The 12425-nt window shown below is 33.3% G+C and carries 13 protein-coding genes; 8 read left to right on the forward strand and 5 right to left on the reverse strand.

From position 1 onward, the window contains the following. Positions 1-3: 3 nt before the first annotated feature. Together MKS83_RS19960 and MKS83_RS19965 are read right to left on the reverse strand one after the other, a co-directional pair. Complete coding sequence (locus MKS83_RS19960; RefSeq protein ID WP_002978345.1) at positions 4-3000, reverse strand: SusC/RagA family TonB-linked outer membrane protein; 2997 nt, start codon at positions 2998-3000, stop codon at positions 4-6. Positions 3001-3132: 132 nt separating this feature from the next. Then, on the reverse strand, positions 3133-3663 hold the full coding sequence (locus MKS83_RS19965; RefSeq protein WP_240581032.1) for a hypothetical protein: 531 nt from the start codon (positions 3661-3663) through the stop codon (positions 3133-3135). A 496-nt stretch (positions 3664-4159) separates the two neighbouring features. Here MKS83_RS19965 and MKS83_RS19970 point away from each other — a divergent pair, with 496 nt between their 5' ends. The 3 genes from MKS83_RS19970 (at position 4160) to MKS83_RS19980 (ending at position 5544) form a co-directional block, all read left to right on the forward strand. Further along, entirely contained in the window at positions 4160-4381 is a 222-nt protein-coding gene (locus MKS83_RS19970) for a hypothetical protein (RefSeq protein WP_185286798.1), read from the forward strand. 171 nt (positions 4382-4552) lie between these two features. Further along, on the forward strand, positions 4553-4855 hold the full coding sequence (locus tag MKS83_RS19975) for a helix-turn-helix domain-containing protein (protein ID WP_185286799.1): 303 nt from the start codon (positions 4553-4555) through the stop codon (positions 4853-4855). Between the two features lie 74 nt (positions 4856-4929). Then, complete coding sequence (locus MKS83_RS19980; protein WP_240581033.1) at positions 4930-5544, forward strand: hypothetical protein; 615 nt, start codon at positions 4930-4932, stop codon at positions 5542-5544. Positions 5545-5584: 40 nt separating this feature from the next. Here the strand turns inward: MKS83_RS19980 and MKS83_RS19985 are convergent, their stop codons facing one another. Next, positions 5585-5734, reverse strand: a complete 150-nt coding sequence (locus MKS83_RS19985; protein WP_240581034.1) for a hypothetical protein — start codon at positions 5732-5734, stop codon at positions 5585-5587. Then, entirely contained in the window at positions 5735-5929 is a 195-nt protein-coding gene (locus MKS83_RS19990) for a hypothetical protein (protein WP_185286801.1), read from the reverse strand. It lies immediately after the preceding gene. 137 nt (positions 5930-6066) lie between these two features. Here MKS83_RS19990 and MKS83_RS19995 point away from each other — a divergent pair, with 137 nt between their 5' ends. Then, positions 6067-6723 carry a CPBP family intramembrane glutamic endopeptidase gene (locus MKS83_RS19995; protein ID WP_185286802.1) on the forward strand — a complete coding sequence of 219 codons (657 nt, stop codon included), beginning with the start codon at positions 6067-6069 and terminating at the stop codon, positions 6721-6723. Positions 6724-7239: 516 nt separating this feature from the next. On the opposite strand, the gene MKS83_RS20000 is transcribed toward MKS83_RS19995, so the two are convergent. Next, positions 7240-7590 (reverse strand): nuclear transport factor 2 family protein, encoded by a 351-nt coding sequence (locus tag MKS83_RS20000; RefSeq protein WP_185286803.1) that lies wholly within the window; start codon positions 7588-7590, stop codon positions 7240-7242. Between the two features lie 461 nt (positions 7591-8051). Between MKS83_RS20000 and MKS83_RS20005 the strand changes: the two genes are divergently transcribed. The 4 genes from MKS83_RS20005 (at position 8052) to MKS83_RS20020 (ending at position 12278) form a co-directional block, all read left to right on the forward strand. Then, positions 8052-8711 carry a hypothetical protein gene (locus tag MKS83_RS20005; RefSeq protein WP_240581035.1) on the forward strand — a complete coding sequence of 220 codons (660 nt, stop codon included), beginning with the start codon at positions 8052-8054 and terminating at the stop codon, positions 8709-8711. A gap of 129 nt (positions 8712-8840) precedes the next feature. Next, complete coding sequence (locus MKS83_RS20010; protein ID WP_185286805.1) at positions 8841-10253, forward strand: caspase domain-containing protein; 1413 nt, start codon at positions 8841-8843, stop codon at positions 10251-10253. Between the two features lie 80 nt (positions 10254-10333). Beyond that, the gene (locus MKS83_RS20015; protein ID WP_185286806.1) at positions 10334-11152 is read left to right on the forward strand and encodes a PD-(D/E)XK nuclease domain-containing protein; all 819 of its coding nucleotides are present in this window, start codon (positions 10334-10336) and stop codon (positions 11150-11152) included. Positions 11153-11279: 127 nt separating this feature from the next. Beyond that, positions 11280-12278, forward strand: coding sequence for a serine protease (locus tag MKS83_RS20020; protein ID WP_185286807.1), 999 nt, complete (start codon positions 11280-11282; stop codon positions 12276-12278). The last annotated feature ends 147 nt before the right edge of the window (positions 12279-12425 follow it).

Raw genomic sequence — 12425 nt, forward strand, 5'->3', positions numbered from 1 at the left:
ATTTTAAAAAGTTATTTGACATCCTAAAGAATAAGTTTTCAAAGGGGGAAGATATCCGGTTGACGTAAACTCGGGATCGAGACCGAAATAGTTCGTCCATGTCGCCAGATTTTGTCCCTGAACATATACTAAAGCCTGCTTTATCCATGAAGACCTAACAGGTATTTTGTAGTTTAACTGGATATTTTTTAGCCTTATAAATGATGCATCGCCGATCGCTGCTGTACTTGCGATGTAGTTCGCTGTAAGCGCATTAATCTGTGCATTGGTTCCGGCTGAGTAAGGCATAATAAAACCGCCTTGATTGTTTTGAGACCATACATTTGTAAACGCAGCTGGCTGATTGTTCATATTGCCGGGGTAGGGCATAGTACTTATGTAGTTGTAGTTGGTCTGTTTTACGAACTGGAATAGGAATGACAGGCTCAAGTTTTTGTAGCTAATTTCATTCTGCCATCCGCCAAAGAATTTCGTTCCGATATTTTCAATGGCTTTATTGTCATCGGGACTGCTTATTTTGCCATCCCCATTGTAGTCTTTAAAGAGATATGATCCAGTGCTGGGGTCAATACCTTCATATTGGTATAGCTTGACGATAGAAGTGGGGTAGCCTATTACATACGTATTAGCGTATGATGAACCCTCCAGTCCTGGAAAAGATAACAGTTTGCTTTTGGGAATCGTGATATTGAAGGAAGAGCTCCAATTCCATTTATTACCTCTGATAGGATGTGCTGACAGCTCTACTTCCCATCCGGTATTCTCAACGGTTGCATCCAGGTTGGATTGCACCGATGAAAAACCTGTTGTAGCGGGTAATGGGATTCCAACCAACTGATTGGATGAACGGTTTTGGTAATATGCGGATTGGAGCATCAGCCTATCTTTCAAGAAGCCGAGCTGAATCGCAACCTCCAGTTTTTTTGTTTTTTCCCAGCTGAAATAAGGATTGTAAAGCCTTGATGGATAAAATCCTACGACATCATTGTAGGAACTTGTTGATAAGGTATATGTATCAAGAAACTGGTAGTCACCGATAGCATCGCTTCCGGTCAGACCGAAGCTTCCTCTTAATTTTCCTGTACTGAGCCATCTGCTGTTTTTTAAAAAGCTCTCTTCTGAGAACAACCATGCTGCGCCAAGTGCTCCAAAGTTTGCAAATCTGTTAGCTGAACCAAAGCGGCTGGAACCGTCCCGCCTTGCGGTTAGATTAAGTATATATCGGTTTGCAAATTGATAATTTACTCTTCCATATAGAGAAACATAGCGATAATCAATATCGATTTCGTCTCTGAATGTCTTTGTTGTTGCCGCTGCAATATTGTACAGTAAAGCGTTGCTTGAAAATCCTGTCCCTGTTATGCCTGATTGCTGATTCCTTGTCGTTTGCAATGAACTTCCTACCAAGACCTGCAGTTCATGTCTGTTGATTTTTTTGTTCCACGATAATTGCGGTTCTACTATGAATGAGAATATTTTATTAAGACCCTTTGAGGAAGTTGAATATTGTGGACTGGAACCTGACGTTGAAGCCGGGTTGTACATTGTGTTTGGTTTGACGGCAAATTCTTCAAAGTCCTGAAAGTTCATACCACCATTTATTTTGAAATTTAAGCCAAGCCCTATTAAATAGTCCACATTAAGGCTTTGATTAAACTGTTTCATCGTATTGTTATACACGCCTTCCAGCGAAGCAATTGGATTGGCGAATGTCCCATCTTCCCAATTTAATGTTCCATCTGGCTTATAAAGAGCAGGTGCATTGGGGCTTAAAAACAGGGATCGGTTGGTGAGATCCGTGTTAATTACATTATTATCAGAAGTGCTGAAATTGTTTGTAAATGAGAGGGTCAACTTTTTATTAGGAGATTTATAATTGTAGCTTGACATCAAAGTATTTACCTTATAGCGAAAATTGCCCGGAAAAACTGTGGTTTGCTCAGTATGCCCTCCGCTAATTAAAAAGCTACTGTTGGCTCCTCCGCCACTTAACGAAATCATAGTTGACTGTAACTCTGCCCAATTGCCTATTAAGACTTTTTGCCAATCTGTATATCGCGATTGATCCCATTTTCCATTGATATCGTAGGCATTGGAAGGATAGGTAGCGATTCCAGAATTCGCATAAGCCTGCCTTCTCATTGAAATATACTGCTCGGTATTCATCATTTCCATATGGTTTGCCACCTTACTTAGTCCATAGTTGGTATTCAGGGAAACTTCTAACCGTCCTTTTGTGCCGCGTTTAGTCGTGACGAGAACAACGCCATTCGCACCACGTGTACCGTAGATGGCTGTCGCATCAGCATCTTTAAGGATTTCAATGCTTTCGATATCGTTGGGGTTAATGGAGTTTAGAGGGCTAATATTGCCGGAAGGAAGGATGGCGGCAGAGTTTTGTGCATTGACACGCCCTCCGTATGGAACACCATCGATGATATATAAAGGTTCGTTTCCAGCACTTCTCAGACTGTTTTTGCCACGAATCTGAATATCAAAGCCAGCACCGGGAACTCCCGTACTTTGCGTGATATTCACTCCGGAAACCCGCCCCTGTATAGAAGAAAGAACATTAGTGACAGGCTGGTTTGCAATTTCTTTTGCTGTAACCTTCGCGATATTTCCCGTACTTTCTTTTTCTTTTACTTTGTAATAACCTGCGTTAAGCACAACTTCTTCAATTTGCCTTTCCCTATTGCTTAAAGCAATATTGGCAGTGGATATTGTTCCGATGTCTAGCCGTTGTTCTGCATAATCTGGATGTTTGAAAATAAGAACGGGATTGTTTCCGGCAACTTGGATCTGATATTTCCCGGAAGAATTAGTAATTGTAACTTCTGTACTGCCTTCCTGAAATACCGAGACATTACTGACTGGCTGCCCATTTTGTGTGACCGTTCCCGAGATGGTTCTTACTTGTCCTATTGCCATTCCCGAGACTAGCAGGGTTAAAGTGGCTGAAAGTTGAATACAGCCTAGCCTGCAAAAGTTTTTTTTCATACTTTTGATATAGTTTAATTTATTAGACTTTGCTCTTTCCAACCAGCGTCAACTTTGCGGAAAGGGCTTTTTTATTATGTTTTAGGGGATTCTTAAGTAGTGTTATTCATTCTTTGCTTATTTGATTAATGGTTATTTTTTCTTTTGGATTCCTCTTTCTAAGATGAGGTATGATGCATCAAGCATTTTGCATAAATGCAGGTATGGAACAAAGATTTTACTTTCAGCGGTGTGAGAATAGGTACCCAACGAAAAATAGACAGCCACCGAAATGTAGTACTCGAAATCTTTGATGGAGTATTCTCCAAAAGCCTTTTGAAATACCAGTATTGGGTTTATAAATTCACCATCTGAAAGTGAACCCTGTGCTAATGGCGAATAATTCTCCCCCGGTTCATTGACTTTCCATCTTTTTTCTTTCTGCCATAGGAGAAAACACGCACGCACTAAAGACCGTAAAGCCTGATGAAAGTGGAAAATAGTCGAGGAATCTTCCGGTATTACAGACTTCTTTTTGCCCGAATAAATCATAATTTGGTTCAATAGTTCTTTGGCGGCCACAAGGTCGTTGAATTGGAAAAAGTTCTTAATAAGTTTTATCCCTGAATTTGTATGACTGCCAGACCAGAATCTGCTTTCCAAATCTATTCTCTTGGTTTTCAATAGCTGTTGTATGAGTTTTTGTTTTTTATGACCGTATTGGAGGAAGCCTTACCAGTGAAGAAAACTTCCGCCTCTACAGGTCTAAATTTAATATGAATGAAATTTACTCTTAGTGTGAGCTATAAAGCTCCAATGGATGCGCTGCCATTGTAACCTGCCTAATCTTTATAGTAAAAGCAGCTTAGAAAGTGGAGTAGGCGGACAACATTAGAATAAAAACGGCGTGGAACTCTACTTACTGTATCAGGGGTACTGGTATACCTTGCTCACAGATAAGAGAGCCCACGCCTAGGTCGTGAGCCTTCTACTTATCCTCTCGTGAGCATTAAATTACCAGTTTTCTGATACGAGATTCTAAGCGAATAGCTTCTAATATTTTTCGAAGTATCGCAAAATTACATCATTGAATGTAATCTTTTTACAAATATACTAAAATAATTAAATATTCGGATTTCAATCCGAATTAATTTTCCTTTTAAAGCCTTATTTTGTTAGTATGAATGAGGCAAACCGAAAGATAGTTGAATACATTAGGGATAACTGGGTTATTCCTTTAGACAACAATAGTAAGTTTGCAACCGAACACAATCTTGACGAAAAAACTGTTCGTCGTATTCGCGAAGATCACACTTATCAAATTAGCTTAATAACCATTCAGAAGATTTGTGAAGCTAAAGAATTAAAACTTCATGAATTCTTTGAATTTGTTGGCGTTTAATCCATTTCCTATTATATTAGTTGTTACAATTAAAGTAAAATATGCTTTCTGATTATAGTACGAATTTATCTCTATAATTATTTACTTTACAAATATAACAAAAATTATTAAATTGTTCGCTTTAGCGAACAGTATTTTTCATTTTAATCTTTTTATTTGATAAAGATTATAATGAATATGCGTGATAAGGAGGTTTTAAATAAGGAAAATGCGCTTGTAAATAAACATTTGTGCAATTTCATTGAGAATAAATTTTTACGTGAATATCGTGATCAAGACGGTAAAGTAATAACACAAAATCAATATGCAAAACTTTGTGGAATAACTTCGTCTACAATTTCAAAGCTAAAGCTAGATGAGGGTTATAACATTCCAATGTCCACAATTTATAATATATTAAGGCACGAACGTTACTCATTAGAAAAATTCTTTAAAGAATTTGAAAAAGCAAAAGGTATTAATATTCGGGATTAAGATATAAACAGCATTGGATTTTTACAGTTTTAAAACTATTGCTACGTTCTATAATTTTTTACTAAATGAGTAAATTGACAGAAGTTATCAGAACCCTTATAGAGGAATCTGATAATATCAATTTGAAAACAGAGCTTATATCTGCACTAGATGTGAATGAGGATTTACTAAGGCAATTTAAAATAAAACCAGAATTTAAACTCGCTACTACTAAAACCTTGTATGGTATACAGCTCAAAGAGTATTGCATAATAAATATTTGTTCTTTTCTGGATGAGTATGATACTTTTTTTTCAATAAACTACGTTGAAACTCTCTATAAGACTCGAGTAATTAAAATTAAGAAATTCCTCAAGCCTTTCATCAAAGAAATCAAGAGAGACTATAACCTTAAAGATTATCGTAATCATATTCTAGCACACAATCTAAGAGACAACTCAAAATCACTTTTAATGGGCGATGTTGTCAAAACTTATAATTTTCCAAAATACACCGAGGAATTTAATTCGATTAATACAATTATTAATATGATTGTTCACATCGTAGTTCAGGAATTTGAAAATGATCTGCCGCAAGATTACTGGCACGATAAGGTAATAAGCTCCAATAAAATTGTAATGGATAGAAAAATTAAAGTGTTTGATCTACATAATCTGGAAGAGCTTAGGAGGTCTTTTATAAAAGAATAGCTCAATTAGGTTATTGCACTCATAAAACTTGCTAAGCTTACTATTTTATTGTCAGAAGAATCATATAAAGCGCAAATTTAACTTCATTCTTCACCGAAGAATCTACGAATTCACCTTGAGTGAACGCCAAGTGATATTGCTCTTCCTTTGGGAGCTGAGTAAATTCGTAAAAAGATAATTCCTTTGCCATTTATTTTTTGTTCATTTCTTTGTAGTATCTGTCGGAACATTGTTCAAGAACTTGTTCAGTATCTTTCAATTCATTTTTGGTCTTAACTATTTCTTTTTCTGATTTGCGATATTTTTTAGAAGTAGTATAATGGCTTATAGATAAAACAATAACTGCCAATGTACAAATAATGCTGTAGATTTTTAATGCTTTCATAATTGTGTTTTGTGTAAATCTAAGAAAAAAATTAATCACAATAATACGTAATAAAGTTTAAGTTTTTAACTTTATTGGGTAAAATTGATAGCTGCTTATAATCTGTAAGTTTAACAAGCCCTTTTACTTACCACCTTATGGATAGAAAGATAATTTCAACAATTGGGTATATTGGATGTATTATATTTCTTGTGATATTTCCCCACTTTGTACCTTTGTCTTTTTACTCTTATGCTGCTGTTTGCCTGTTAGCAATTTACCTTATGCTTCGAAGGGAAGGGAAGAATTTTAGGGATATAGGGCTAATAAAAAAAAAATTAAATTTAAGAGCAGTTTTCTTAGGAGCCGTTACTGCGATAGCTTGGGTAGCTTTTATGCAATTTCTTTATATACCTACCATTAAATATTTTTTTCAGGTTCCAGATTATATTGAATACAATTTTATTAAAAGTAGTGTGCCAAGATTGCTAATGACAATATTCGCGGCTTTGATTATTGGCGGATTTTACGAAGAAGTCGTATTTCGAGGTTATATACAAAATGTGCTGGAAAAGAGAATTTTTAAAGGATACGATCCTTTATTCAGTGTACTTGTAACAAGTTTGCTTTTTGGTCTCTATCATTTACAGCAAGACGTCTTTGGTATTATTTCTGCGATACTGGGAGGACTTTATTGGTCTATTTTATATAAGGAATACGATAATCTTTGGATTGTTATATTTTCTCATGGGATATTCGATACTATTACACTTATCCTCATATATAGAGATGCATTTGGAATCTTCGCCTTTTGATTATTGAGAAAAGATCTACTTCCGTTCTTAGTTATTGGAGGAGGATATTTGATCTCAGCGAGATTTATTCTAAAATAGTATTGACTACTATTTTGGTAAAGTAATTCTCTTTCCATTCAAACTTTGAAAGATTATAAACTTTTTTTCTCTAGCAATTTGCGCAAGAAACTCGTTTCAGTCCTGTATGTTTAGGTTCAATATGTGGTCAAAGCTGTAAAATCAACACCATTATTCCCGCCATTTTTTTTTAATTTTTCGGTAAGGATTTCTAGTATTCTTCTTTCTATTTCTTCATGATTTTCCACTCACCAAAGATATGTCAATATTTCCTTAATACTTTAAATTTATATATTTATGTAGATTCTCATTAATTCGAGTTTTCATAGTTTAATTAATGAAGAAAGCTCTATCCCGCCACCAGTTTCCTTCACTTCTATCAATATTCCGCTTGTGCAATGAGCGCATCGTAAGAAACAAAGAATTGCGCTCAAAGTATTGTTTTAATCCAAAACACTATTATAACGAATTTTTCTTGATAACAAATGCTTTCAATTCTGCTAACTTGCCATTTTCGAATCTCCAAATATCACAGTAATCAAAGTGTTCATACTTTCCTTCATTGTTTCTTAACTGGATTTCGCCTGTGACCATTACAAAATCGTCTTCTTCAATAGCTGTTTCGACACTGAAAATTGGCGGCTCCAAATAGAACTCTTTCATATAGGCTCGAACTTCTTCTTTTCCATTAAGGGTACGCTCGCCAACAAACACCCATTTTGTATCTGGGGTGCAGTAAGCTAAAAAGTTTTCATAATCTCCATTTTTCACAAATTCATTAGCTTCGTGCAGGATGGTTAAGTTTTTCATTTTATCTGTTATTTTAATGATTAAATATAACTTCCAAACTGGGATAAATTTTCAGAACAGAAATTTACAAACAAAATAATAAAATTCATTGTCCTCACTTATGAGTTTTAAACCTTTCATTTTAAAAGTGGTTTTCTAATACTGTAAGGATTATTTTAAGATTAAAATTTTGTAATTTTAAAGAATTCGTAAAAAAACTGTAAGCTATGAGAATTATATTACATTTAAACATATATCGAAACTTAATCGGAGATAAGAGTACTGCGGAAATTGAGGCATTACAAAAAGACATAGTCGACACATCTAAAGCTAAATCAATTAGTAAAACATTTCCCATAATTTCTGTAATGGAACTTATTATAGGTTGATGTAATTGGAAACTTTCATGCCTTAATGCTTCGACCTATTCGAAGCTTTTTATTATTTAGAATAATATTCACAATACTAATACCCTAAATGATATGTATGAAATTACTTTCATAAGTACTACACATAAACAAAATGGACAATGCAATGCAAATGAACTTTGTGAAATAATTGAACAAATTCATCCTGATGTTATTTTTTTAGAAGCTTTGAAAGATACTTATTCGAATTATTATGAACATTTATTTTCCGAATTTGGAGTTTTCCATAATAAGCTTGAGATCGAAGCACTTCAAAAGTATCGATACAGATCAGTCTTTAAATATGTTCCTGTACTGGACAGTGAAATGCCAGATGCATTTAATAAAAAATATGATATTGCATCTCAGGATATAGGGCTGCAAAGAAAAATTATAAACTTTAATACATTATCGGCAAAGCACGGTTTTCAGTTCCTTAATAGCGATTTAAGTATACAGCTTCAGGAAGATATGCGCAAATTAGAAAACGTTATTTTAAGTGATACCGCATTAAACAAAGATGCAATCAATTCTATTGATTTGTACGAAGATGAAATGCTTGAAAATATTTATTCATATTGTAAAACCAACCAATTTAAAAAGGCAGTGTTTATGTGTGGTGTTGCCCATCGCAAAGCAATTATTGATAAGGTAGAAAAATTGAATATAAACAAAGAAATATCTTTAGATTGGAGGATTCTTAGATTTGAAACTCATACATTACTAGAACATTGACGATTCTAGGAAAATACAAGTTATCTGAATAAGTATTATCCTTTTAGAAAAATAGAACAGCTTGCAAAATTATAACTGTCACCATTTTATAGACGAATATTTAAAAACATACAAAACCGACTCAGATATATGAAAACTTTAGCAATTATAATTGGAAATAACAACTACTTTAAAGGAAGTGAATTAACTAATGGAGAAAATGACGCAATTCAAATTGCTGAAATATTTAGAGCTTACAATTATGAGGTAAAATTATTTTTGAATATCGATCAAAAAAAAATAGTTGATATTTTACAAGAGTATAGCGACTTACTAAAAGATTTTGATGCATCCATTTTCTATTTTGCAGGTCACGGATTCGAAGTAGATGGAGAGAATTTTTTGGCGAGTATTGATTCGCAAATTCCTCCTGAAAATAAGTACATGGCAAGGCAAAATTGTATTACCTTAAATGACTTATTTGATATATATAGGCAAAACCCTACTAAATTGAACATAGTGATATTAGATGCTTGCAGAAGATCATTCGGTCGCGGAACTGCACTTGGATTTAGTCCAATAATAGCTCCTAAAGGATCATTAATAGCATTTTCAACATCTCCCAATGAAGGCGCTTTAGATGTTGGATACGAAAATAATAGTATTTATACGGGCTCTCTAATAAAGCATCTCTCGACCGAAAGGATAGCTGTCGAAGATCTATTTAAATCTGTAAGAAAGACAGTCTTTGCATTATCAGGAGGAAAGCAAACAACTTGGGAACATACTTCATTAATTGGCGATTTTTACTTTTACAAAAGTGAAAAATTAAATATTTTAAGTCTACCTTATAATCCGAATGTTCTGAAAGATGAAAATTATTATGAAGATTCTGAATTTTATGTAAAAATCAAAGAACTAAAGTCATACAATTGGTATAAACAAAATCCAGCAATTGATTATTTACTAACAATACCAGTGACTCAACTGGATAAGAATCAAATGTTCGTTCTAGGAAGGAATTTATTACAATGCGCTATTGGTGGATCAAATTCAGCTATGAATTTTTTTGAAAATCTTAATAGGTCACTACTAGGTTTTCAATCACAATCAGAGAATCATATGTTGAATGGAATTCTATTTGAAATGTATTATGACAGCAAAGGAGAATTTAGATTTAATAATTTTAAAGGAAATTATAGAGAAGAAATTTTTAAATTAAGAGATAATCCGGCATTCATTCGATCATTCGATTTCATAAATGATATTTTAATTCAGCAGGATTACCCCATATTATTTATGCCAGATATGCAAACAACAAATATTGAAATTAAGTGTAGCCAAAAGACTATAAATGATGGTTTTGTAGATAGAACAGTACAGGTAATCGACTCAATAATCTTTAATGGCAATGACATTACAGAAGAAATCTCGAAGTATTATATTGATGGTTATAATGAAAATGGATTAAAGACAGTTATATCCAAGTATCTCAATGCACCTGTTGAATCGATAAGAATTAATTCGAATTTTGAACTTAGTTACATTAGATTTGTTATATAAGAAAAACATTACAATAGTTTTAAACTACTTTACCGTAAACGATGAAGATTCTTAAAATCAGAAAATAAAAAACTAAGCCAATGACAAAAATTGAAAGGGTAGAGCAGTACCTACATGATTTTTTCACGTATAATATTTTTGAGTTCACTGATTTTTACAGGGCAGTATACGAACAGAGAGAATTGGGTATTTATAGGCTTCCAAAGGGAGATGAAATTCTTAATTTTCTGAATAATATTCATTACAATATTGAGGAACAACTCAATTTCAAACAATTGATACCCCACAGATTTGCTACTCCGCAGAATTTACTTTATTATTTGCAAGGTTTTATAGATGACATCAATCGAAACAGACATCTTGTAGATAGCCTTTATCATGGCCAAGATACCGATTGGATTATTTCCAGCCTTACGATGTATATAGAAAAAATCTTATCAGCTTTTGAATATGTCATTGAAATTTATGATCTAGAGGATGAAAATGTTTTACTATATCAAAAGCTGAGGTATCATTTAATAAAACACAATATAGTTGATTTCATTAATGACCTTAAATCCATTTTTGCAAACGTTTCTTACGAGATTGTTAAACAAACAGAAGGTTATTATCATGCAAATGTCTTTTTGATTTTGAAACTACTTGGATTTGATATTGTTCCGGAGGAATCAACAAATATTGGAAGGATAGATGCAGTTATACGATTTAGTCGTAAAATATATATAATGGAATTTAAATTTTCAGAAAATTCTGATGATTCTCAAGAAGCTTTAGACCAAATTTTGGCTAAAGAATATGCCGCAAAGTTTAGAATTGATAATCCTGACATTTATGGAATTGGAATCAGCTTTAATAGCAAAATAAGAAACATCAGAACCTATAAGGAAAGTAAATTGTAGTATCCGTAAATATATTTAGCTGAGCAGTATGATTATATTAAAAACTTATATCCTACTAATCTCTCAATTACAGCCGTAATAATCGTTTTGTTCGATAAAAAAAAATATTTTATAAAACCAAAAACTAATGCCAGACTTAACAAACGAAATTTTAGAATTTTTCTCGATTGATACATCGGATCAATCGTTAGTTGAAAAACAAATACCAAAATCAATTGATGATTTTGTTTCTCAGCCACAGTATTTGAATACCTTAGATTTACATAAGTTTACCAAGATAATTAATATTTTGAAAAACGAAGGAATTCTAATGTCCGGTGGAATCCTTCCTAATGGTAACCTCCCTATATCAAATGAAGTATTAATTGCCCCGAGTTATGACGCTGCCGTAGCTCAGTATGGAACATATAGCTTTTTAACGAATGGATTTGTTTCTATTGCCGAAAGTTTCGCAGGTGCGGTAAGACCAATTGTAATAGTTTCCAATGATGATGAACCAGATATAGGAACCGGATTTTTATTGGGAAATAAGCACACTGTAATTACAGCAAGACACGTTGTGGACAATGCTAAATTAATTACATTGACAAATAGCAAGGGTGAATTGGCAACCGTGAGAGAAGTTATTTTTCCTAATGATAAGAATATTGATATTGCAATTATTCTTGTCGACAATTTTGTGTTCTATGATACGAAACATTTTAATGCAGTGGCTCCAGAAATACTTGAACAGGTTTTAACAATTGGTTATCCTCCGATACCTGGTTTCGATGCTTTTCAGCTATACGAAATATCATCTATAAATAACAGCTATAAATTTTCAAACGGACAAATAATTGGGAAGGAAATCTCGTATCTTGACGGTATTGAATATTTTATTTTAAATGCCAAAGTAAAAGGCGGAAACAGTGGTAGCCCGGTTATTAACCGAAGCGGAAATATGATTGGAATGATAATTCAAATACCAATGGACTCAGAAGATTTTGATAAAATTGATAAATTAGGATATGGGATCTTAACACCGTCATCTGAAATAGTCAAGTATTTAGGAGGTGGTGAAAAAAAAGAAGATGTAACAATATTTCGATGTGAAAACATAGACAAAGGATTTAGAATTCTAACTTGATATTTACAAATCAAACCATTGAGGATTTGTATTATTTGCTTAGATTTATTGTGAATAGGAAGTTTTCTTATAAATAAAGGTAATTTAACAATCCATTGCTATAAGTTTTAGTCCCCAGAAAGGAAGAACTTTTGTTTTAATGTACTT

The organism is Chryseobacterium sp. Y16C, assembly GCF_022488405.1.
GTDB lineage: Bacteria > Bacteroidota > Bacteroidia > Flavobacteriales > Weeksellaceae > Chryseobacterium > Chryseobacterium geocarposphaerae.

Excerpts from the sequence above, each read along its gene's own strand:
- MKS83_RS19990 (WP_185286801.1), bottom strand. The coding sequence starts at position 5,929 with ATGAAAGCATTAAAAATCTACAGCATTATTTGTACATTGGCAGTTATT.
- MKS83_RS20010 (WP_185286805.1), top strand. The coding sequence starts at position 8,841 with ATGAAAACTTTAGCAATTATAATTGGAAATAACAACTACTTTAAAGGA.
- MKS83_RS20015 (WP_185286806.1), top strand. The coding sequence starts at position 10,334 with ATGACAAAAATTGAAAGGGTAGAGCAGTACCTACATGATTTTTTCACG.
- MKS83_RS19975 (WP_185286799.1), top strand. The coding sequence starts at position 4,553 with ATGAATATGCGTGATAAGGAGGTTTTAAATAAGGAAAATGCGCTTGTA.
- MKS83_RS20020 (WP_185286807.1), top strand. The coding sequence starts at position 11,280 with ATGCCAGACTTAACAAACGAAATTTTAGAATTTTTCTCGATTGATACA.
- MKS83_RS20005 (WP_240581035.1), top strand. The coding sequence starts at position 8,052 with ATGTATGAAATTACTTTCATAAGTACTACACATAAACAAAATGGACAA.
- MKS83_RS19985 (WP_240581034.1), bottom strand. The coding sequence starts at position 5,734 with ATGGCAAAGGAATTATCTTTTTACGAATTTACTCAGCTCCCAAAGGAA.
- MKS83_RS19995 (WP_185286802.1), top strand. The coding sequence starts at position 6,067 with ATGGATAGAAAGATAATTTCAACAATTGGGTATATTGGATGTATTATA.
- MKS83_RS20000 (WP_185286803.1), bottom strand. The coding sequence starts at position 7,590 with ATGAAAAACTTAACCATCCTGCACGAAGCTAATGAATTTGTGAAAAAT.
- MKS83_RS19960 (WP_002978345.1), bottom strand. The coding sequence starts at position 3,000 with ATGAAAAAAAACTTTTGCAGGCTAGGCTGTATTCAACTTTCAGCCACT.
- MKS83_RS19970 (WP_185286798.1), top strand. The coding sequence starts at position 4,160 with ATGAATGAGGCAAACCGAAAGATAGTTGAATACATTAGGGATAACTGG.